The sequence below is a fragment of the Streptomyces sp. NPDC092296 genome (assembly GCF_044755465.1).
Lineage (GTDB): Bacteria > Actinomycetota > Actinomycetes > Streptomycetales > Streptomycetaceae > Peterkaempfera.
In genome coordinates, this window is the sequence record NZ_JBIVRB010000003.1 from 53,820 (window position 1) to 75,894 (window position 22,075).

The 22,075-nt window shown below is 73.7% G+C and carries 12 protein-coding genes; 10 read left to right on the forward strand and 2 right to left on the reverse strand.

What is annotated here, in order from left to right:
* The first annotated feature begins 181 nt into the window (after positions 1-181).
* From ACIQGZ_RS10730 to ACIQGZ_RS10740, 3 genes are all read left to right on the forward strand, one after another.
* Complete coding sequence (locus ACIQGZ_RS10730; protein WP_402600822.1) at positions 182-370, forward strand: hypothetical protein; 189 nt, start codon at positions 182-184, stop codon at positions 368-370.
* A 136-nt stretch (positions 371-506) separates the two neighbouring features.
* Positions 507-1,325 (forward strand): beta-glucanase, encoded by an 819-nt coding sequence (locus ACIQGZ_RS10735; RefSeq protein WP_402600823.1) that lies wholly within the window; start codon positions 507-509, stop codon positions 1,323-1,325.
* 216 nt (positions 1,326-1,541) lie between these two features.
* The gene (locus ACIQGZ_RS10740; RefSeq protein WP_402600824.1) at positions 1,542-4,562 is read left to right on the forward strand and encodes a bifunctional [glutamine synthetase] adenylyltransferase/[glutamine synthetase]-adenylyl-L-tyrosine phosphorylase; all 3,021 of its coding nucleotides are present in this window, start codon (positions 1,542-1,544) and stop codon (positions 4,560-4,562) included.
* A gap of 31 nt (positions 4,563-4,593) precedes the next feature.
* On the opposite strand, the gene ACIQGZ_RS10745 is transcribed toward ACIQGZ_RS10740, so the two are convergent.
* Positions 4,594-5,580, reverse strand: coding sequence for a phosphatase PAP2 family protein (locus tag ACIQGZ_RS10745; protein WP_402600826.1), 987 nt, complete (start codon positions 5,578-5,580; stop codon positions 4,594-4,596).
* 452 nt (positions 5,581-6,032) lie between these two features.
* Between ACIQGZ_RS10745 and pulA the strand changes: the two genes are divergently transcribed.
* The 5 genes from pulA (at position 6,033) to ACIQGZ_RS10770 (ending at position 16,993) form a co-directional block, all read left to right on the forward strand.
* Positions 6,033-11,474: a pullulanase-type alpha-1,6-glucosidase gene (gene pulA, locus ACIQGZ_RS10750; RefSeq protein WP_402601432.1), complete on the forward strand. Its 5,442-nt coding sequence runs from the start codon at positions 6,033-6,035 to the stop codon at positions 11,472-11,474.
* Between the two features lie 428 nt (positions 11,475-11,902).
* Positions 11,903-13,705 carry a carbohydrate-binding module family 20 domain-containing protein gene (locus tag ACIQGZ_RS10755; RefSeq protein ID WP_402600828.1) on the forward strand — a complete coding sequence of 601 codons (1,803 nt, stop codon included), beginning with the start codon at positions 11,903-11,905 and terminating at the stop codon, positions 13,703-13,705.
* 152 nt (positions 13,706-13,857) lie between these two features.
* On the forward strand, positions 13,858-15,060 hold the full coding sequence (locus ACIQGZ_RS10760) for an enolase C-terminal domain-like protein (protein ID WP_402600829.1): 1,203 nt from the start codon (positions 13,858-13,860) through the stop codon (positions 15,058-15,060).
* Positions 15,061-15,245: 185 nt separating this feature from the next.
* Positions 15,246-16,001 (forward strand): isocitrate lyase/phosphoenolpyruvate mutase family protein, encoded by a 756-nt coding sequence (locus tag ACIQGZ_RS10765; protein ID WP_402600830.1) that lies wholly within the window; start codon positions 15,246-15,248, stop codon positions 15,999-16,001.
* A 245-nt stretch (positions 16,002-16,246) separates the two neighbouring features.
* A complete protein-coding gene (locus tag ACIQGZ_RS10770) occupies positions 16,247-16,993 on the forward strand; it encodes a hemerythrin domain-containing protein (RefSeq protein WP_402600831.1) in 747 nt (248 codons plus the stop codon).
* A gap of 7 nt (positions 16,994-17,000) precedes the next feature.
* On the opposite strand, the gene ACIQGZ_RS10775 is transcribed toward ACIQGZ_RS10770, so the two are convergent.
* Positions 17,001-19,406 (reverse strand): SpoIIE family protein phosphatase, encoded by a 2,406-nt coding sequence (locus tag ACIQGZ_RS10775; protein ID WP_402600832.1) that lies wholly within the window; start codon positions 19,404-19,406, stop codon positions 17,001-17,003.
* A 221-nt stretch (positions 19,407-19,627) separates the two neighbouring features.
* Between ACIQGZ_RS10775 and ACIQGZ_RS10780 the strand changes: the two genes are divergently transcribed.
* Both ACIQGZ_RS10780 and ACIQGZ_RS10785 read left to right on the forward strand, forming a co-directional pair.
* A complete protein-coding gene (locus ACIQGZ_RS10780) occupies positions 19,628-20,518 on the forward strand; it encodes a Gfo/Idh/MocA family protein (RefSeq protein ID WP_402600833.1) in 891 nt (296 codons plus the stop codon).
* Positions 20,519-20,803: 285 nt separating this feature from the next.
* Positions 20,804-22,054: a substrate-binding domain-containing protein gene (locus ACIQGZ_RS10785; RefSeq protein ID WP_402600835.1), complete on the forward strand. Its 1,251-nt coding sequence runs from the start codon at positions 20,804-20,806 to the stop codon at positions 22,052-22,054.
* Positions 22,055-22,075: the final 21 nt, after the last annotated feature.

A 22,075-nucleotide genomic window follows, 5' to 3' on the forward strand; every position in this document is an offset into this window, starting at 1 on the left:
GGCGGCACCGAATGCCGATGGTAAGGAAGCGGACAGTGATACGCCGTCACTCTGAGTGATTGGCGGTCGAGGAAGGAGCAGCGCCCATGCGGAAACGCGAAGCTGGAACCGGCAGTCCTCCGGAAGCAACCGCCGCCGTGCGTGAGCCGGCCGCCCCGGGGCGGGTCCACTCGTGAGCGGCATGACGCTCGGCGTGTACCTGCGCACCGCCGACGGCCGGACCGTACGACTCCGCCCGACCGCCTCCGTCGAGCCGGTCGTCTGCCCGGACATCCACTCCGGGCTGCGCTACCCGCCCTGTCGCTGCCCCCGGCACGACGAGCGGGCCGCCGACGAGGAGCGGACCCCGCAGCCGCTGGGCGGCGGCTGACGCGGCGGCGCCGGACCCGGCCCGGCCGCCCCGACCCGCCACGGCGCCGGGCCGGGGCGGTGACTGACGCTGCCTCGGCTACGCCGGATGGCGCTGCGGAGATGCGCGGTGACGGTCCGTCGCCATGATGGTGCGTATGGGGAAGCGATACCGCCTGACACGGGCGACCGGACTGCTGCTCTGCCCGCTGCTGGCCCTCGCGGTCAGCACCGCCTGGTCCGCCGGCACCGCCACCGCCGCCCGGCGGGGCGCCGCGCTGCCGGTCAAGGGCAAGCAACAGGCCCTGCGGGACGAGTTCGAGCAACTGGACCTGGGCGACGACGGCACCTGGGGCTGGCAGAGCGGCGCGTACTCCGGCTGCGACACCAACCGGGGCAACCACAAGCTGGACCGGCTCACCCCAGACGCCCTCTCGGTCGACGACGGCGTACTGGACATCACCGCCCGCCGCGCCGCCGACGGCATGTGGGAGACCGGGCTGCTCACCACCGGCGACTCCTGCGGCAGCGGCGGCAACGGCTTCACCGAGCGCACCGGCGACGTGGTGGTGGCCCACGTCCAGTTGCCGGGGCCCGAGGGCGGCTGGCCCGGCATCTGGTCCTGGCGGGACGGCAAGAACGAACTCGACCTCTTCGAGTGGCACGCCGCGCACCCCCACCGGCTGGAGCTGGTCAACCATGTGGCCGACGCCGGCCACTACTGGACCTCCTCCCTGGTCCGGCCGCACGGCTGGCTGTGGATCGGGGTCCACCTCGGCGCAGGCAATGTCACCTGGTACGCCGGTGCCAGCCAGAAGGCGATGCGGGCCATCTGGTCGGACGGCAAGGGCGTCGGCGGCAAGTTCCGGGCCCACCCGGTGATCAACCTCTCGGTGGACGACGGCCGGTACCTGCCCAAGCCGCGGCGCGACGCGGTGCTGCACTTCCGGGTCGGCTCCTTCAGCGTCTACCGCTGACACCGTCCACCGCTGACAACCGTCTGCCGCTGAGCGAGCCGCCCCGAACCCGACGCGGCGCCTCCGCGCGCGGGGGCGCCGCTCAGCCCACCCGGGGAACCCGAAGCGCTTCCGGCGCCTCCGCAGCGCGGAGCCCGGCGGCTGGCTAGGCTCGGACCCGGTGCCCCGGCAGCCCGGTGACCGGGGGCGGTACGAAGAGGGGCCAGCGTCGTGGAGATGTCGGCAGCACGCCACGAGGGCCGGATCAGCAGGCCGGAGACCCGGCTCGCCCGCCGGGGGTTCACCGACCCGGTCACCGCGCTGCGGCTGCTCGGCGGCCCACCGCTGGCCGGGCTGGCCGCCGACTCGGTGCTGCTGGACGCGCTGGCCGCCACCGCCGACCCCGATCTGGCGCTGCTCGGCCTCTCCCGGCTCGCCGAAGCCCTCGGCCCCGAGGAGCGCCGCCGCCTGCTGGACACCCTCACCACCGCCAAGCCGCTGCGCGACCGGCTGCTCGGCGTCCTCGGCACCTCCGAGGCGCTCGGTGACCACCTCGCCCGCCACCCCGGCGAGTGGCACGCCCTGGTCACCTTCGAGGTCCGCGACATGCACCCCGGCCCGGAGGACTTCCTGCGCGCCCTGCGGGACGGCATCCGGGCCCGGGGCACCGCCGACCCGGCGGACGCGCTGCGGCTCGGCTACCGGCGCTGCCTGCTCGCCATCGCCGCCCGCGACGTCACCGGCAGCACCGACCTGCCGCAGACCGCCGCCGAACTGGCCGACCTGGCCGGCGCCACCCTGCGCGCCGCCCTGGAGATCGCCGCCGACGAGGACCCGGCCGCCGCCCGCGCCTGCCGACTCGCCGTGATCGGCATGGGCAAGTGCGGCGGCCGGGAGCTCAACTACGTCTCCGACGTGGACGTCATCTTCGTCGCGGAGCCGGCCGGCGAAGCCGAGGAGGGCGACGCGCTGAAGGCCGCCACCCGGCTGGCCTCCCGGATGATGCGGCTCTGCTCGGACACCACCCGCGAGGGCACCATCTGGCCGGTCGACGCCAATCTGCGCCCCGAGGGCCGCAACGGGCCGCTGGTCCGCACCCTGGCCAGCCACCTCGCGTACTACCAGCGGTGGGCCAAGACCTGGGAGTTCCAGGCGCTGCTCAAGGCCCGCCCGGTGGCCGGAGACGCCCAGCTCGGCCAGGACTACCTGGACGCCGTCACCCCGCTGGTCTGGAAGGCCGCCGAGCGGGAGAACTTCGTCGCGGACGTCCAGCAGATGCGCCGCCGGGTGATCGACGCCATCCCCAGCGGCGAGGTCGACCGCGAGCTCAAGCTCGGCCCCGGCGGCCTGCGGGACGTCGAGTTCTCCGTACAACTGCTGCAACTCGTACACGGCCGCACCGACGCCACCCTGCGCAGCGGCAACACCCTCCAGGCACTCGCGGACCTGTCGGCCGGCGGCTACGTCGGCCGCACCGACGCCGCCTCGCTGGACGACGCGTACCGCTTCCTGCGCACCCTGGAGCACCGCATCCAGCTGTACCGGCTGCGCCGCACCCATCTGCTGCCGCGCGACCACGCCGACCTGCGGCGGCTCGGCCGGTCGCTGGCCGAGCGGCACGGCTGGGACAGCAGGACCGACCCGGTGGCCGAGCTGGACCGGTCCTGGCGGCGGCACGCCATGGAGGTCCGCCGGCTGCACGAGAAGCTGTTCTACCGCCCGCTGCTGGACGCCGTCGCCCGGCTCGCCCCCGGCGAGGCCGGCCTCAGCCCGCAGGCGGCCCGCGCCCGGCTGGAGGCCCTCGGCTACGCCGACCCGGCCGCCGCGCTGCGCCACCTGACCGCGCTGGCCTCCGGAGTGAGCCGCAAGGCGGCGATCCAGCGCACCCTGCTGCCGGTGATGCTCGGCTGGTTCGCGGACTCCGCCGACCCCGACGCCGGGCTGCTCAACTTCCGCCGGGTCTCCGACGCGCTCGGCGCCACCCCCTGGTACCTGCGGCTGCTGCGCGACGAGGGCGCCACCGCCGAGCACCTGGCCCGGGTGCTCTCCGCCGGGCGGCTCGCCCCCGACCTGCTGCTGCGCGCACCCGAGGCGGTCGCCATGCTCGGTGACGCCGACGGCCTGCTGCCGCGCGGCCGCGCCGCCCTCCAGGCGGAGGTGCTGGCCGCCGCCGGCCGGGCCGGCAGTGTGACGGGCGGCGTCGCGGCGGCCCGCTCGGTGCGCCGCCGCGAGCTGTTCCGCACCGCCGCCGCCGATGTGCTCGGCCGGCTCGCGGACGACCCGGCGGCGGCGGTGGACGTCGCGGGCGAAGCCCTCACCGACCTCAACGCGGCCACCCTGGAAGGCGCGCTGCGGGCGGCCTGCGACGGGTTCCAGGCCCAGACCGGCGAGCCGCTGCCGACCAGGATCGCGGTGATCGCGATGGGCCGGTTCGGCGGCCATGAGCTGGGCTACGGCTCCGACGCCGACGTCCTCTTCGTCCATGAGCCGCTGGCGGGCGCCGACGAGGCCGCCGCCGCGCGGGCCGCCCGGACCGTCTGCAACGAGCTGCGCACCCAGCTGGCCGCCCCCTCCACCGAGCCGCCGCTGCTGGTCGACGCCGACCTGCGGCCGGAGGGGCGGCAGGGCCCGCTGGTACGGACCCTGGCGTCGTACGCCGCCTACTACCGGCGCTGGTCGCACCCCTGGGAGTTCCAGGCGCTGCTGCGCGCCGAGCCGATCGCCGGGGACGCCGAGCTGGGGGAGCGGTTCCGGGAGCTGATCGACCCGCTGCGCTACCCGGAGCTGGGCGTGGACGACACCGACCTGCGGGAGATCCGCCGGATCAAGGCCCGGGTCGAGGCCGAGCGGCTGCCGCGCGGCGCCGACCCCACCACCCACGCCAAGATCGGCCGGGGCGGGCTGGCCGACGTGGAGTGGACGGTGCAGCTGCTCCAGCTCCAGTACGGGCACCGGGTCGCGGACCTGCGCACCACCCGCACCCGGGCGGCGCTGGCGGTGGCCCGGGACACCGGGCTGATCGAGCCGGAGGACGCGGAGGTGCTGGACGCCGCCTGGGTGCTGGCCACCCGGGTGCGCAACGCGGTGATGCTGGTGCGCGGGCGGCCGGGGGACAGCTTCCCCGGGGATGTGCGGGAGCTGGGCGGGGTGGCCCGGTACCTGGGGTACGGCGACCGGCACGCCGGGGAGATGGTCGACGACTACCGGCGGACCACTCGGCGGGCCCGAGCGGTGGTGGAGCGGATCTTCTACGGCTGATGGCCAGCTGGCGGCGGTGGGTGCCGGGGGCTCAGCGGCTGGTCGCGGGGACCTTGGACTGGTCCGGGCCGGTCTGCCCGGTGGCCGGTCCGGCCTGCTCGGTGGCGGGCCGGGGCAGCGTCGCGGTGCCGGTGGCCGACCGCTGGTGCGGCAGCCGGGGCAGGCGGAACGCCCAGCGGTGGTACATCAGCCGGGAGGTCGAGAAGCCGACCGCCAGGCAGGCGATGCCGCCCAGCGCGTCCATCAGGAAGTGGTTGCCGGTGGCGACGATCACCGTCAGGGTGGCCAGCGGGTAGAGCAGCCCCAGCACCCGGACCCAGGACCGCCGGGCCAGGAAGGCGATGGTCAGCCCGCACCAGAGCGACCAGCCGATGTGCATCGACGGCATCGCCGCGTACTGGTTGGAGACGTGTGCCATGTCGCCGGAGGCCATCGAACCCCAGGTGTGGTGCACCGCGACGGTGTCCACGAAGCCGCCGCCGGTCATCAGCCTGGGCGGCGCCAGCGGATAGAAGTAGTAGCCGACCAGCGCGATGCCGGTGGTCACGAAGAGTGCGCTGCGGACGGCCGCGTACCGGCCGGGGTGGCGGCGGAAGACCCAGACCAGCACGCCGATGGTGATGATGAAGTGCAGGGTGGCGTAGTAGTAGTTCATGCCGGTGATCAGCCAGGTCACCGAGTTCACCGCGTGGTTGACGCTCCTCTCCACCGCGATGCCGAGGTGGTGCTCCGCGCTCCAGATCCAGCTGGCGTGCTGCTGCGCGGAGCGCTCCTGCTCGGGCACCGCGTTGCGGATCAGTGAGTACACCCAGTAGCTGACCGCGATCAGCAGCAGTTCGAACCAGATCCGGGGCCGACCGGGGAAGTGCCGCCGCTCGCTCAGCCAGGACCGGAGGGTGTGCGTCGTACCGGTGCGGCGGATTCCGTCACTGCCCTGCTGACCAGCGACGGAACCGGCGGGCCGCACCGCGTCGGCGCACTCGGCGTCGGCTGCGTTGTTCTCGGTCGGTTCCCCCATGGGGGAGTAGTCTGCCAGACCCTCTGCGGGCGGCCGATCATCCCGTGGTCGGGGATTGTTCGCCTCGCGTACCCCTCTGGGGGCGGGGAGGACCACTGCCTCAGGTAGGGGGTGGGGGTGCTCGGACATGCGCTCCATTCTGACCCCGGGGCCGCCGGCGCTCACCCCGACGTACGGGTCCGACACCGCCGATGTGACCTACGGCGCACCCCGTACCGGACGCTCCGGAGGCCGGTGGAGGCAGCGTCACGATTCCGCTTGCGTTGATTCCTGCATCTTGCTGAAACCATTTGCAAGCCGCTACCGTCCTCGCCACCTACCGCCGTCGAGGGAGTCCACCCGTGGCATCGCCCGTGTCGCCCAGAGCCACCGCAGCGAGCAGATCCACCGAAGTGAGCAGAGCCACCGCAGCGAGCAGATCCACCGCAGTGAGAAGGCCCGGCCGCGCGGCCATGCTGGTCGCGGCCTCGCTCATCGCCTCCACCCTGGGCTCGATACCGGTCGCCGCCGCGACCGCCGCCCGCCCGGCCGCCCCGCCGTCCGACGCCGCGCTGGCCGCCACCGCCGGGCGGCACGACCTCAGCCGGGAGCAGTTCTACTTCGTGCTGCCGGACCGCTTCGCCAACGGCAGCACCGCCAACGACAAGGGCGGCATCACCGGCGGCCGGCTGGACAACGGCTTCGACCCGTCCGACAAGGGCTTCTACCACGGTGGCGACCTCAAGGGCGTCCTCGACAGGCTCGACTACATCCAGGGGCTGGGCACCACCGCGATCTGGATGGCGCCGATCTTCAAGAACCGGCCGGTGCAGGGCACCGGCGCCGACGCCTCGGCCGGCTACCACGGCTACTGGATCACCGACTTCACCCAGGTCGACCCGCACTTCGGCACCAACGCGCAGCTGAAGGAGCTGATCCGCCAGGCGCACGCCCGGGGCCTCAAGGTCTTTTTCGATGTGATCACCAACCACACGGCCGATGTCATCGACTACGCGGAGAAGAGTTACGGCTACCGCTCCAGCGGCGCCTACCCCACGCTGGACACCGATGGCGCGCCGGTGCACGAGACCGAGCTCGCGGACGCCAACGCCGCACACGGCACCAGCACGTGGCCCAAGATCACCAAGGACTCCTTCGCGTACACCCCGGTGTACGGCTCGCCCGCCGACGCCAAGGCCAAGACGCCGTCCTGGCTGAACGACACCACGCTCTACCACAACCGGGGCGACTCCACCTTCGCCGGCGAGTCCGGCACCGAGGGCGACTTCTCCGGCCTGGACGACCTGGACACCCAGAACCCCCGGGTGGTCAAGGGCATGGAGGAGATCTACCAGTACTGGGTGAAGGAGGCCGGCGTCGACGGCTTCCGGATCGACACCGTCAAGAACGTCAACATGGCCTTCTGGACGCAGTGGGCGACCGCGCTCAAGCAGTACGCGGCCCGCCAGGGCAACCAGAAGTTCTTCATGTTCGGCGAGGTCTACGACTCCGACCCGGCCGTCACCGCCCCGTACGTCACCCAGGGCAAGCTCCAGGCCACCCTGGACTTCCCGTTCCAGAGCGCGGCCCGCAGCTATGTCTCACAGGGCGGCTCGGCGCAGGCGCTCTCCCGGCTGTACGCGCAGGACTACCGGTACACCACCGCCGCGACCGACGCCTATGAGCTGCCGACCTTCCTCGGCAACCACGACATGGGCCGCTTCGGCTCCTTCCTGGAGAGCGACAACAGCGGCGCCTCCGCCGCCGAGCTGCTGCGCAAGGACGAGCTGGCCAACGAGTTGCAGTTCCTCACCCGGGGCCAGCCGGTGGTCTACTACGGCGACGAGCAGGGCTTCACCGGCGCCGGCGGCGACAAGGACGCCCGCCAGGACATGTTCGCCTCCAAGGTCGACTCCTACAACAGCGACCCGGTGATCGGCGGCAGCAAGGGCGCCGGGAACCGCTACGGCACCGACGGCGAGCTGTACCGCACCGTCGCCCGGCTCTCCCAGCTGCGCAAGGCCAACCCCGCGCTGGCCGACGGCGCCCAGATCGAGCGCTACGCCGCCGACGGCAAGGGCGTCTACGCCTTCTCCCGGATCGACGCCAAGCAGCAGGTCGAGTACGTCGTCGCGGTGAACAACGCCGACACCGCGCAGACCGTCACCCTGGACACCTTCTCCGCCCGGATGCGCTTCGACCGTCGCTACCCGGCGACCGGCGCCGCCGTCACCACCGGCACCGACCGCAAGCTCACCGTCACCGTGCCGGCCGGCGCCGCCGTGGTCTACCAGGCGGCGGCCAAGGTCACCGCACCCGCCGCCGCCCCGCAGCTCACCCTCAAGACCCCCGCCGACGGCTCCACCGGCACCGTCACCATCGGCGCCGACGTCTCCGGCGGCGGCTTCGACCGGGTCACCTTCGCCGCCCAGGTCGGCAACGGCGGCTGGCAGACCCTCGGCACCGCCGACAACGGCGACTACCGGGTCACCCAGGACCTCGCCCCGGTCGCGCCCGGCACCACCGTCCGCTACAAGGCCGTCGTCCAGGACCCGGCCGGCCGGCTGCGCTCCGCCACCGGCAGCTTCACCACCGGCGCCCCGGCCGCCGAGCCCGGCAGCAGCGCCGCCGCCGGCTACACGTACGCGATCGTGCACTACAAGCGCGAGGACGGCGACTACGACGGCTGGAACCTCTACACCTGGGGCGACATCGCGGACGGCCAGGGCACCACCTGGCCCGACGGCCACCCCTTCGTCGGCCGCGACGCCTACGGCGCCTTCGCGTACGTCAAGCTGGCGCCCGGCGCCGCCACGGTGGGCTTCGTGGTGGAGAAGGACGGCACCAAGGACTACGACGGCGACCGCACCATCGACCTGGGCAAGGGCGCCGAGGTGTGGGTCGGCCAGGGCAGCGGCGATGTCGCCACCGCCGACCCGAGCCCCGCCGCGCCCGACCCGGCCAAGGCGGTCATCCACTACCACCGGGCCGACGGCGACTACGACGGCTGGGGTCTGCACGTGTGGACCGGCGCGGCCACCGGCACCGACTGGGGCAGCCCGCTGGAGCCGGTCCGCAAGGACGCCTTCGGCGAGGTCTTCGAGGTCCCGCTGGCGGACGGCGCCACCTCGCTCAGCTACATCGTCCACAAGGGCGACAGCAAGGACCTGCCCACCGACCAGTCGCTGGACCTGGCGGGCGTCGGCCACGAGGTGTGGATCAACGGCGGCGAGGAGGGCTACCTGCTGCCGCAGGTCGGCGGCCGGAGCGCCGACCTGGACCTCACCGCGGCCAAGGCGCAGTGGATCGACGCCTCGACCGTCGCCTGGAAGTCCGACCTCCCGGCGGGCGCCAGCGCCGAGCTGGTGTACGACCCGGCCGGCGGCCTCACCGTCCAGGACGGCACGCTCAGCAAGGACGGCTACTGGATTCGGCTGCTGCCCAAGGCCGGCGGCCTCACCGCGGCCCAGCTCGCCAAGTACCCGCACCTGGCGGGCTACAGCGCCTTCACGGTCGACCCGCGCGACGCCGCCCGGGTAACCAAGGCGCTGCGCGGCCAGCTGATCGCCACCCAGCGCAACGCGGCCGGCGCCCTGGTCGCCGCCACCGGGGTGCAGATCGCGGGCGTGCTGGACGCCCGCTACCCCGGCGCCGCCAAGGCCCAGCTCGGCCCGGTGCCGGAGCACGGCAAGGTGAAGCTGTCGCTCTGGGCGCCCACCGCGCAGTCCGTCAGCGTCAAGCTGTACGACCGGGCCGCCGGCGGCACCGCGCGGACGGTCGCGCTGCGGCGGGACGACGCCACCGGCGTCTGGTCGGTGACCGGCCCCGCGTCCTGGAAGGGCCGGTACTACCTGTACCAGGTCAAGGTGTGGGCGCCCAGCGTCCAGCGGGTGGTCGACAACACGGTCACCGACCCGTACTCGGTGGCGCTGTCCACCGACTCGACCCGCAGCCTGATCGCGGACCTCTCCGACCGGGCCCTGAAGCCCGCCGGGTGGGACAGCAGCAAGGCCCCCAAGGCGGTCAAGCCCACCCAGCAGGAGATCCAGGAGCTGCACGTCCGGGACTTCTCGGTGGCCGACTCCACCGTGCCCGCCGCCGAGCGCGGCACCTACCTGGCGTTCACCCGCTCCCAGTCGGCGGGCATGCGGCACCTCAAGGCCCTCGCCAAGGCGGGCGTCACCACCGTGCACCTGCTGCCGACCTTCGACATCGCCACCATCGAGGAGAACCGCGCCAAGCAGAAGCTGCCCGCCTGCGACCTGAAGGCGCTCGCCGCCGACAGCGACCGGCAGCAGGAGTGCGTGGCCGCCGTGCGGGCCGACGACGCCTACAACTGGGGCTACGACCCGCTGCACTACACGGTGCCGGAGGGCTCGTACGCCACCGTCACCGACGGCACCGCCCGCACCGTGCAGTTCCGGCAGATGGTGCAGGCGCTGCACCTGGCCGGGCTGCGGGTCGTGCTGGACGTGGTCTACAACCACACCGCCGCCGCCGGGCAGTCGGCGCACTCGGTGCTCGACCAGGTCGTCCCCGGCTACTACCAGCGGCTCTCCGACAGCGGCGCGGTGACCGCCGACAGCTGCGGCGGCTGCGGCGACACCGCGCCCGAGCACACCATGATGAACAAGCTGGTGGTGGACTCGGTCGTCACCTGGGCCAAGCAGTACAAGATCGACGGCTTCCGCTTCGACCTGATGGGCCTGGACCCCAAGCAGACCATGCTGGACGTCAAGTCCGCGCTGGCCCGGCTGACTCCGGCCCGTGACGGGGTGGACGGCAAGCACGTCTTCCTCTACGGCGAGGGCTGGAACATGGGCGTGGTCGCCAATGACGCCCGGTTCGTCCAGGCCACCCAGGTCAACATGGCCGGCACCGGCATCGCCACCTTCAACGACCGCCTGCGCGACGCCGCGCGCGGCGGCAACTACGAGCTGTCCTCCGCCCAGCAGCAGGGCTTCGCCTCCGGCCTGTTCACCGACCCCAACGGCAGCACCACCAACGGCACCGCCGCCGAGCAGCGGGCCCGGCTGCTGCACCAGATGGACCAGGTGAAGGTCGGCCTGACCGGCAACCTGGCCGGCTACTCCTTCACCGACAGCTCCGGCGCCAGGACCACCGGTGCGGGCGTCGACTACAACGGCGCCCCGACCGGCTACGCCGCCGCCCCCGGTGAGGCGGTGGAGTACGTGGACGCCCACGACAACGCCGACCTCTTCGACGCGCTGGCCTTCAAGCTGCCGACCGGCACCTCGCAGGCCGACCGGGCCAGGATGCAGGCGCTGGCCCTGGCCACCACCGCGCTGGCGCAGGGCCCCGGCTTCGCCCAGGCGGGCAGCGACCTGATGCGCTCCAAGTCGCTGGACGTCAACTCCTATGACGCCGGTGACTGGTTCAACGGCATCGCCTGGGACTGCCGCGACGGCAACGGCTTCGGGCGCGGCCTGCCGATGGCCGCCGACAACCAGGCGATGTGGCCGGTAGCCAAGGCGCTGCTGGCCGATCCGGCGCTGCGGCCCGGCTGCGCGGCGATCGAGGGTGCGAGCAGCCAGTACCGGCAGTTCCTGGAGATCAAGCAGGGTTCGCCGCTGTTCTCGCTGGACACCGCCGCCCAGGTCCAGCAGCGGCTGTCCTTCCCGCTCTCCGGTACCGCCGGTGAGTTGCCGGGTGTGATCACGCTGCACCTGGACGGCACCGGGCTGCGCGGCGCCGAGAAGGGCATCACCGTGGTCTTCAACGCCACCCCGGACACCCGGCGGCAGACCGTCGCCGCGCTGAAGGGCACCCGGCAGGCGCTGCACCCGGTGCAGGCCGGCGGCAGCGATCCGGTGGTCAGGACGTCGACCTTCGACGCGGCCGGGGGCACCTTCACCGTGCCGGCCAGGACGGTCGCGGTCTTCGTCCAGCACTGATCGGGCACTGACCCGGCGTTGATCCGCTGTTCCGCTGTTCCGCTGATCCGGCGTCGACCCGAGCCCGCCGGCGCACCTCGCGCCGGCGGGCTCGGAGTGCTGTGTCGCCCGACCCGGCGTCAGGCGCGGGGCGGATGCGCGGGGTCCGTCCTTTTGCCGCCGCGCGATGTCTTGACGGTCCGGTACGGCGCCCCTAAGTTCTGCGAACAGAAAGTTTCCAGCAAGTTGCAGTCAGCTTGCGGAAAGCCGGTGAATCGCTTTGCGGTGGAGTGTCTCCGCCGCAGGCCCCGGACGGGTGCCCTCACCGCCCGTCCACCTTCCCACCCCGATCCGCGTACGCACCCCGTCCCGCACCGCCGGCTCCTCGCCGCTCCGGCGGGGGCGTGCGCGTCAACGGCTGCCCATGCCGCAGCCCTCCAGGAGACACCATGGTCGACAGAACCATCGTGCAACCCCCACGCGCCGGACGCCGCTCCCGCACCGGAGCCGCCCTGGCCGCAGCCGCCGTACTCAGCCTCTCCCTGGGCGCCGGCCTCACCCTCGCCCCCGCCGCCGGCGCCACGCCGCCCGGGAACAAGGACGTCACCGCGACGCTGTTCCAGTGGCAGTACGACTCGGTTGCCAGGGAGTGCACCAACACCCTCGGGCCCAAGGGCTACGGCTATGTCGAGGTCTCCCCGGCCACCGAGAACATCCAGGGCTCCCAGTGGTGGACGTCCTACCAGCCGGTCAGCTACAAGATCTCCAACCGGCTCGGTGACGCCACCTCCTTCCGCGCCATGGTGAACACCTGCCACGCCGCCGGGGTGAAGGTGGTCGCGGACGCGGTGATCAACCACATGTCGGCCGGCTCCGGCACCGGCACGGCCGGCACCCAGTACTCCAAGTACAACTACCCGGGCTACTACTCCGACCGGGACTTCCACACCTGCCGCCACGACATCGGCAGCAACTACGGCGACCGCAGCAATGTGCAGAACTGCGAGCTGGTCGGCCTGGCCGACCTGGACACCGGCAGCGACTACGTCCGCAGCACCATCGCCGCCTACCTCAACAACCTGCTCTCGATGGGCGTGGACGGCTTCCGGATCGACGCGGCCAAGCACATGGCCGAATCCGACCTGGCCGCCATCAAGGCCAAGTTGACCAACCCCGGCGCGTACTGGGCGCAGGAGGTCATCTACGGCGCGGGCGAGGCCGTCCAGCCCGGCGAGTACACCCCGACCGGCGACGTGGACGAGTTCCAGGGCGCCAATGACCTCAAGCGGATGTTCACCGGCGACCGGATCGCCAACCTGGGCAACTGGGGCGCCTCCTGGGGCGCCGGCTACCTGGCGAGCGACAAGGCCCGCACCTTCGTCGACAACTGGGACACCGAGCGCAACGGCTCCACGCTCACCTACAAGAACGGCAACACCTACACCCTGGCCAATGTCTACCTGCTGGCCTGGCCGTACGGCTCGCCCAACGTCTACTCCGGCTACGAGTTCTCCGACAACGACGCCGGGCCGCCGAACAACGGCCGGGTCAACTCCTGCTACAGCGACGGCTGGAAGTGCCAGCACGCCTGGCAGCCGATCGCCAACATGGTCGGCTTCCGCAACGCCGTCGCCGGGACCGCCGTGACCAACTGGTGGTCCAACGGCAGCAACGCCATCGCCTTCGGCCGTGGCGGCAAGGGCTATGTGGTGATCAACCACGAGGGCGGCCCGATCAGCCAGACCTTCCAGACCTCGCTGCCCGCCGGCACCTACTGCGACATCGAGCACGGCGACCCCACGGCGGGCGGCGGCTGCACCGGCCCCACGTACAGCGTCGGTTCGGACGGCCGGTTCACCGCCACCGTCGGCGGCGGCGACTCGCTCGCCCTGTACACCGGAGCCACCGGCACCACCACCACGCCCCCCACCGCCACCCCGCCGACCACGCCCAGCGCCGACACCGGAGCGTCCTTCGCGGTCAACGCCACCACGGTGTACGGCCAGAACATCTACGTGGTCGGCAACAACGCCACCCTCGGCAACTGGGACCCCAACCAGGCCCTGCTGCTCTCCTCCGCGAGCTACCCCGTCTGGAAGCTCGACGTGAAGATGGCCGCCGGGACCTCCTTCGAGTACAAGTACGTCCGCAAGGAGGCCAACGGCAGCGTCACCTGGGAGAGCGGCGGCAACCACAGCGCCACCGTCCCCGGCAGCGGCAAGGTGACGCTGAACGACACCTGGCGCAACTGACCCGATCGGCCGATGCCCGCCCCGCGTCCGCTCCCGGATGCGGGGCGGGTTTCAATCCGCTATCGATGGTGTAAGACGGTTCTTGAGACTGTCCAAGTTCGACTTATCGCCGGGGGTATCCGCCCGGCGCGGTCGGGTGGGAGGAGCCGGGCATGGACACCACAGGAGACACCGCCGGAGGGGCGCACTGCGCCACCTTGTTCCGCTGCGACGCGGGGGAGGGCCGCGAGTGGCTGCTGCTCCGGGTCACCGCCGCCGACGGCACCACCGGCTGGGGCGAATGCTCCGACGCCGGCCGCCCGGCCGATGTGCTGGGCGTCCTGGCGTCCTGGACGGCCGACCGGCCCACCGTGGCCGGCTTCACCGCCCGCACCGTACGCGGCGCGCTCGCCCAGGCCCTCGCCGACCAGGCCGCCCGCCGCGCCGGGATACCGCTCTGGCAGTGGTACGGCGCCACCACCCGCCCGGAACCGGTGGAACTCTTCGCCGACCTCGGCCGCACCCCCGGCGTCCGGCTGCCCGCCGACGCGGCCGCCGCCGCCACGGCCGCCGTCCGGGCCGGCTACCGCACGGTGGCGCTGGCCCCCTTCGAGCACCACGGCGGCCCGCTGGCCGAGATCGCCCTCAAGCGGGTCCGCGCGGTCCGCGAGGCCGTCGGGGACTCGGTACGCATCCTGGTCGACTGCGGCGAACGCCTGCCGCTGCGCGACCTCTCCCGGCTGCTCGACCCGCTCGCCGCCCTCGGCGTCGGCTGGCTCAAGGACGGCGTCGGCATCGGCCGCCCCGCCGACCTGGCCCGGCTGCGCACCCGTACCGACATCCCGCTGGCCGGCGGGCAGTACGGCTACGACCCGGCGCAGCTGTACGCCGTCGCCGGGCTGCTGGACGTCGTACTGCCCGACGTCCGCCACGCGGGCGGCCCGCACCCCGCGCTCGCGCTGGCCGCCGCCGCGAGCGGCGCCCGGGGCTCCTTCCACGCCCGGGGCTCCTTCCATGCCCGAGTCTCCTTCTACAATCCGGCCGGCCCGGTCGCCACCCTGCACAGCGCCCACCTCACCGCACTGCACGCCGACGCCGCCGCCGCCCTGGGCCATGCCTTCGGCGGTCCGGAGTGGCGCGCCGACCTGCTGCCCGGCGGCGAGCAGCTCGACGGCGGCCGCCTCACCCTGCCCGAGGGGCCCGGCCTGGGCTGCGAACCGGAACTGCGCCACCGGGCCGTCGAGGAGGTCTGGAACGGCGTGGTGCGGACCGGATGCGACTGTTGCGCCGGCGCCTGCCGCTCCACCTGCCGCTGTCGCTGCGCCGACCGGCCGCTCCCGGCGCCGTTCACCCCCTGCGAGGTCGCGGCGGTCTGAGCGCCGTCAGCAACCCGGTAGGGCGGGCGGGCAGTGGTGGACCCTGGCACCTCCGGCGCTGCGGTGGCAGCCCGCCGGTACGGAATTGGCCCACGCCACGCCCGACCCGGCGGCCCGTGACCGGGGGCGGTCCGCTCCCTAGGCTGGGCACCTCCCGCCCACCGCCTCCGGAAGGTGCCCCGACCATGGCCTCACCCGCCCAGACCCTGCGCGACCTGCACCACCGGCCCGGCCGCCCGCTGGTGCTGCCCAACGTCTGGGACGCGGTCAGCGCCCGCTCGTTCGAGGCCGCCGGCTTCCCGGCACTGGCCACCGCGTCCACCGCCGTCGCGGCCTGCCTCGGGTACGCCGACGGCGAGCGGACGCCGGTGGCGGTGATGCTGGACGCGGTCGGCCGGATCGCCCGGTCGGTCGTGGTGCCGGTCACCGCCGACATCGAGGCGGGGTACGGCCTGCCGGGCGCCGAGCTGGCCGAGCGGCTGCTCGCGGCCGGGGTGGCCGGCTGCAACCTGGAGGACTCCGACCCGCACAGCCGTGCCCTGGTCGACCCGGAGCGGCACGCCGCGCGACTGGCCGAGCTGCGGGCGGCGGCCGGGCCGGAGCTGGTGATCAACGCCCGGTTGGACGCCTTCCTGCCGGGCCGCTTCGCGGGCGGGGCGGAGGCGGCGGTGGACGACGCGGTGGACCGGGCCCAGCGGTATCTGGCGGCGGGCGCGGACTGCGTGTACCCGATCCTGGCTCCCGAGGCGGCGTTGGCGGCGCTGGTCGAGCGGGTCCCGGGGCCGGTCAACGCCCTGTGCACCGAGCCCACCCCGGCCGGCCTGGACCGGCTCACCGCCCTCGGCGTCGCCCGGATCACCTTCGGCGGCGGGCTGCTCGCCCGGCTCACGGCGCACTTGGATGCGCTGGCGGCGGATCTGGCTGCGGCGGAACGGGGGTAGCTGCTGCCGCTGGGGGTGGGGGGTGTTTGGGGTGGGGAGCGGTGTTGGGTGCCACCACTGGGGGTGGGGGGTGCTGTTGGGTGGGGTTGGTTGGGGTGGGGGGTGGTTGTTCGCGCCCCTGGGGGTGGGGGGTGCTCTCACATGGGCGTTGATCCGACGCACATCGGACGCTTATCCGCGCCCGGCAGCCTGGCCGTGGCCGCCGCAGCCGCCGCGACCCACCAGGCGATCCGGAAGAGAGCACCATGCCCGTCCCGTATGTCGTCGCCCCCGACGCCGCCACTCCGAAGCGACGCCCTGCCCAGCACGCCGAGACGGACCAGAACACCGACACGGCCGGGACCGTCCGGTTCGCGGGCCTGCTGCTGGTGCACACCGCCCTCCGCCGCGACCTGCTGCGCCTGCCCGCCGCCATCCGCGCCCTCGGCCCGCGCGACGACGCCAAGGCGGAGGCGGTGGCGCGTCACTGGCAGCTGCTGGTGGACCGGCTGGTCGACTACCACGAGTACCAGGACGCCAAGCTGTGGCCCGCGCTGCGCCGCCGCGCTCCGGAGCTGCGGCTGCTGGTCAACTGGCTGGAGGCGGACCACCACGACCTGGAGCAGTCCGCCGCCGCGACCACCACCGCCGTACTGGAGGTGACCGCCAGCCGGGTCGGCGCGTGGAGCGCCGCGCACGCCGTCGAGGGCTTCGCCATCCAGCTCCACGGCCATCTGCGGATCGAGGAGACCCAGGTGCTGCCGCTGCTGCGCGGGGCCCTCGCGGACACCGAGATCGGCAGCCTGCCGGACCTGCTGCGCGGCACCGGCCGCGCCCTGCCGCCGAGCACTCCCGACCTTTTGGCGTGGCTGCTGGACAGCGTCCCGCAGCCGCTCGCCGACGAGCTGCTCGACCAGTGCGACGACTCGGTCGTCCGCCACTGGCCGCACTGGCGGGACACCTACACCCGGATCAGCCGCGAGCTGTGGCAGGACCAGCCGCCCACCCGCTGACCCGGCGTCAGCCCGGCGGTTTGAGCAGCTGCTCCGTCCAGATGGTCTTCCCGAACCGGGTGTACCGGCTGCCCCAGCGGTGGGCGAGCTGCGCGATCAGGAACAGCCCGCGCCCGCCCTCGTCGGTCAGCCGGGCGCGCCGCAGCCGGGGCTGGGTCTGGCTCGGGTCGGACACCTCGCAGACCAGCACCTTGTCCCGGATCAGCCGCAGGCCGACCGGGGCACCGGCGTACCGGATGGCGTTGGTCACCAGCTCGCTGGCGATCAGCTCGGTGGTGAAGGCCAGCTCCTCCAGCCGCCAGCGGCCCAGCTGCTCGGTCACCAGGTCCCGGGCCCGTGCGACGGCCTCCGGGTCGGCCGGGAACTCCCAGGAGGCGATGGACCGCTCCGGCAGCGCGCGGACCCGGCTGACCAGCAGCGCCAGATCGTGAGCCGGCGGCTCGGGCAGCAGGTCGTCCAGTACGTCCCGCCCCACCTCGGCCGGGGACGCCTGCGGCAGGACGGCCGCCTCCACCTGCTCGCGGAGCCGGTCCAGCCGCTCCTGCGGGCTCTCCGCCGGGTCGGACAGCAGCTTGTCGGTGAAGAGCGCCAGTACGCTGCCCGGCGCCAGGTCCACCTCCAGCTGCTCGAACGGCTCCCCGCCCAGGCCGAGCGCCGGGCCGGGCTTGAGCCCCAGGACGGCGGCGGTGGTGCCGGGGGCGGCGATCACCGGCGGCGGATGGCCCGCGCTGGCCATCGAGCAGTGCCCGTTCACCGGGTCGTACACCGCGTACAGGCACGTCGAGCCGTACACCCCGTCGCCCCGGCCGCCGTCGCCCGCTGCGCCGCCGCCCCGGTTGCGGCCCAGCTCGTCCGCCGCGGCGAGCCGTGTCACCAGGTCGTCCAGGTGCGACAGCAGCTCCTCCGGGGTCATGTCCAGGTCGGACAGCGTCTGCACCGCCGTCCGCAGCCGCCCGGTGGCGGCCGTCGCCTCCAGCCCGTGCCCCACCACGTCGCCGACCACCAGCGCGACCCGGGCCGAGGAGAGCGGGATGACGTCGAACCAGCTGCCGCCGATGCCCGCCGTGGTCGCCGCCGGTACGTACAGCCCGACCGTCTCGGCCGCGCTGACCTCCACCACCGAGCGCGGCAGCAGGCTGCGCTGCAACGCCTCCGCCGTACGGTGCTCGCGGGTGTAGCGCCGCGCGTTGTCCACCGCGAGCGCGGCCCGGGAGCCGATCTCCTCGGCCAGCAGCGCGTCCTCCTGGTCGAAGGGCACCCTGTCCCCGGTACGCCACAGCGCCAGGCCGCCGAGCACCAGCCCCCGGGCGTTCAGCGGTATCACCAGCATCGAGGTGGCCTCCTCCGGCACGACCTGGCGGTAGAGGACCGGGTCGGTGCCCAGCGCCTCCCGTACCACCGCCATGTCGGTCACCAGCACCGCCGCGCCGCGCCGCATGTAGTGCGGCGCCACCCCGCCGGCCCGCAGCGAGGCGCCGGCGGTGTCCAGCTCGGGCGGCCAGGCGTCCCGCGAGGCCGCCGCCATCCGCCGCAGCGGCGCGCCGTTGGCGAAACGGCCCGGCTCCTCGCCCACCAGCACCGCCTCGGTGAGGTCCACCGCCGCCAGATCCGCGAAGTCCGGCACCAGGACGTCGGTCAGCGCCTGCGCGCAGTCCGCCACGTCGAGCAGGCCCTCCAGCCGCTTGGACGCCGCGCTCACCAGGGCGAGCCGCCGCCGGGCCTGCTGCTGCTCGGTGACATCGGTGAAGGTCGCCGCGACCCCGGTGAAGTGCCCGGCGGAGTCCTCCAGCCGGAGCGCGGACAGCGAGATGATCCGCTCCGCCTGGGGGGCGTCCAGCCGGCGGGCCGGGTGCACCCAGTCCACCACCGGCACGCCCGTCTCGGCCACCTTGCGCAACTGCGCTTCGACGGCCGCCGCGTCCTGCGGCAGCAGGGTTGCCGCCGCATCGGCGCCGAGCAGTGCCGGAGTGGCGTTGACCCGGATGACCCGCAGCTGCTCGTCGCTGATGGCCAGACCAATTCTGACCTGGGCGAACAGCGCCCTGACCAGCGCCTCGTCCTGCCGGCGCCGCGCGGCCACCGCCGCCGGCACGGCCAGCACCAGGTAGCGGGCGGCGCCGGCCTCGCGGAGCTCCACCACGTCGACGCGCACCTCGACCTCGCCGCCGTCGGCGTGGCGCAGCGCGGTGTCGGTGCCCGACGGCGGCAGCGGGCCGGGCCAGTCGCCGGGCCGGGCCAGCAGCTCGGCCACCGGGTGGCCGCGCAGTTCCCCGGCCGGGCGGCCGACCAGGGACTCCAGGGCGGCGTCGCAGGTGAGCACGGTCCCGTGGCGGTCGAGCACCAGCACCGCCGCGCAGCCGCCCGGCCCGGGGCCGTCGGTGTGGGGTTCGGAATGCGTGCTCGTCTGCCTCACCCCCGGTGGTCGGTGATGTGGTTCCCATTCAACCCGCCCCGGGGGCGGCCCGCGCGGCGGCCGGTCCCCGCCGACCGGGTGAGCCCGCCCGTGCCGGGCGCCCCGGGGCGCCCGCCGGGGGCGGCGGTGCCCATGGGATGGTTGGGGCCGCGCAAGGCAGGGGAAGACACGGTTGATCAGGCGCCTCACCAGGGCGCGGCAGTGGAGTTAAGGGGAAGTACGTGCGATTCGGACTGCTGGGGACGGGACCTTGGGCCACGGCGGTTCACGCTCCGGTGCTGCACGCCCACCCGGGTGTCGAGTTCGCCGGGGTGTGGGGGCGGCGTCCGGAGGCGGCGGCCGAGCTGGCCGGGCGGTTCGACGCCCGGCCGTACGAGGACCTGGACGCGCTGCTGGCCGAGGTGGACGCGGTGGCCGTGGCGCTGCCGCCCGCCGTGCAGTCCCGGCTCGCGGTGCGGGCGGCCGAGGCCGGCTGCCATCTGCTGCTGGACAAGCCGCTCGCCATCACCGTCCCCGACGCCCGCGCCGCCGTGGAGGCGGCCGAGGCGGCCCGGGTCGCCTCGGTGGTCTTCTTCACCACCCGCTTCGGCGTGGAGCAGAGCGCCTGGATCGACGAGCAGGCCGCCGTCGGGGGCTGGTTCACCGGCCGGGCCGACTGGCTGGGCGCGGTGTTCACCTCCGACAGCCCCTTCGCGACGCCCTGGCGGCGGGAGAAGGGCGCGCTGTGGGACGTCGGCCCGCACGCGCTGTCCGTGCTGCTGCCGGTGCTCGGTGAGATCGCCTCGGTGACCGCCGTACGCGGCCCCGGGGACACCGTGCACCTGGTCTGCGGCCACGCCTCGGGCGCCAGCAGCACGGCGACGCTCAGCCTCACCGCCCCGCCGGCGGCCAGCGGCTCCACGGCGGAGCTGCGCGGCGCGTCCGGCGTGACCGTACTGCCCGAGCGCAACGACGGCCCCGCCGCCGCCCTGCACCGCGCGGTGGACGCGCTCCAGCAGGCCGCCGCCACCGGCATCGCCCACCCGTGCGACGCGGCCTTCGGGCTGCGGGTGGTCGAGGTGCTGGCCGCCGCCGAGCAGTCGTTGGACAAGGGCGCGGCCGTACTGCTCTGACGGGTGCCGGGCCGACCGGTTCCTACCGATCGGGCTGGGTCGAGTGGGCTGCTCCGACCGGGTGATGCCCCGTCCGTACGCCGCCATGTGGGCCGGTCACATGGCGGCGCCGGAATCAGAGGGCTTCGATCACATGTCCGCTACCGTGCGGTCCTCCTATTGTTCGACCCACCACCCACCACGGTTCCGTCACCGTTGCGGAGCGCGGCCTGCGGGCCGCGTTCGCCAGGCCCTTCCTTGCGCCGGGCAGCGGCGGACGGCGACAGACCCTCAGGAGCCGGCACCATGCCTTCCACCACCACGGCCGCCACCCGAAGAAGAACCGCCCAGGCGGTCGCCCTGCTCACCGCAGGCGTCCTGCTGACCGGCTGCGCCGCCGCCGGCACCGCCGGCACCGCCACCGCCGACGCGGACAGCTCCACCGGCGCCGCCGACTCCGCCCCGGTCAAGGTGGGACTGGTCTACTCCCGCAGCGGCCCGCTCGCCGACTACGGCAAGCAGTACCGGGCGGGCTTCATGGCCGGCCTCGACTACGCCACCCACGGCACCGGCAAGGCCGGCGGCCACCCCGTCCAGCTCACCGAGCAGGACGACGCGGGCGACCCGGCCAAGGCCGTCTCCGAGGCCAAGGACCTGATCGGCAAGGGCGTCAAGATCATCGCCGGGACCACCGACTCCGGCGTGGCGCTCCAGCTGGCGCCGCTGGCCGAGCAGAACAAGGTGCTCTACGTCTCCGGCCCGGCCGCCACCGACGCGGTCACCGGCATCAACAAGTACACCTTCCGCTCCGGCCGGCAGACCTTCCAGGACATCCTCACCGCCGGCTCGCTGCTCGGTGACGCCAAGGGCAAGAAGGTCACCGTCCTCTCGCAGAACTCGGCCTTCGGCCAGGCCAACGTGGCCGCCGTCAAGGACGTGCTCGGCGCCCAGGGCGCCAAGGTCGGCTCGGTGCTCGCCCCGCCCAGCGCCACCGACCTCACCCCCTTCGCCCAGCAGGTCAAGGCCGGCAAGCCCGACCTGGTCTTCGTCGCCTGGGCCGGCGCCACCGCCCCCGCGCTGTGGACCGCGCTCAACCAGCAGGGCGTACTGGACGTGGGCAAGGTGGTCACCGGCCTGGCCGGCACCGCCTCGTACCCGATCTTCGGCGCGGCCGGCTCCAAGGTGTCCTTCCTGGCCCACTACTTCCCCGAGGCCGGCGGCCGCAACGCGGTGGAGACCGCGATGCTCGACGGCATCAAGAAGGCCGGCGGCACCCCCGACCTGTTCAGCCCGGACGGCTTCACCGCCGCCCAGCTGATCGTGCACGCCATCGAGGCGGGCTCCGCCACCGACGCCACCCTGATGGCCAAGTCGCTGGAGGGCTGGTACTTCGACGGCGTCAAGGGCCGCGAGGAGATCCGCGCCGAGGACCACGCGCTGCTCCAGCCGATGTTCACCGCCAAGCTGACCGGCACCGGTGCGGACATCGCGCCCGAGCTGCTCACCACCGTCCCCAAGGACAAGGTCGCCCCGCCCACGAAGACGATTGCGGGCTGACCTGTGACCTCCCCGAGCACA

Bases quoted from the DNA above. Each gene is read 5' to 3' on its own strand.
- ACIQGZ_RS10730 (WP_402600822.1), top strand. From the start codon at position 182: ATGACGCTCGGCGTGTACCTGCGCACCGCCGACGGCCGGACCGTACGA.
- ACIQGZ_RS10785 (WP_402600835.1), top strand. From the start codon at position 20,804: ATGCCTTCCACCACCACGGCCGCCACCCGAAGAAGAACCGCCCAGGCG.
- pulA (WP_402601432.1), top strand. From the start codon at position 6,033: ATGCTGGTCGCGGCCTCGCTCATCGCCTCCACCCTGGGCTCGATACCG.
- ACIQGZ_RS10770 (WP_402600831.1), top strand. From the start codon at position 16,247: ATGCCCGTCCCGTATGTCGTCGCCCCCGACGCCGCCACTCCGAAGCGA.
- ACIQGZ_RS10760 (WP_402600829.1), top strand. From the start codon at position 13,858: ATGGACACCACAGGAGACACCGCCGGAGGGGCGCACTGCGCCACCTTG.
- ACIQGZ_RS10745 (WP_402600826.1), bottom strand. From the start codon at position 5,580: ATGGGGGAACCGACCGAGAACAACGCAGCCGACGCCGAGTGCGCCGAC.
- ACIQGZ_RS10740 (WP_402600824.1), top strand. From the start codon at position 1,542: ATGTCGGCAGCACGCCACGAGGGCCGGATCAGCAGGCCGGAGACCCGG.
- ACIQGZ_RS10765 (WP_402600830.1), top strand. From the start codon at position 15,246: ATGGCCTCACCCGCCCAGACCCTGCGCGACCTGCACCACCGGCCCGGC.
- ACIQGZ_RS10735 (WP_402600823.1), top strand. From the start codon at position 507: ATGGGGAAGCGATACCGCCTGACACGGGCGACCGGACTGCTGCTCTGC.
- ACIQGZ_RS10755 (WP_402600828.1), top strand. From the start codon at position 11,903: ATGGTCGACAGAACCATCGTGCAACCCCCACGCGCCGGACGCCGCTCC.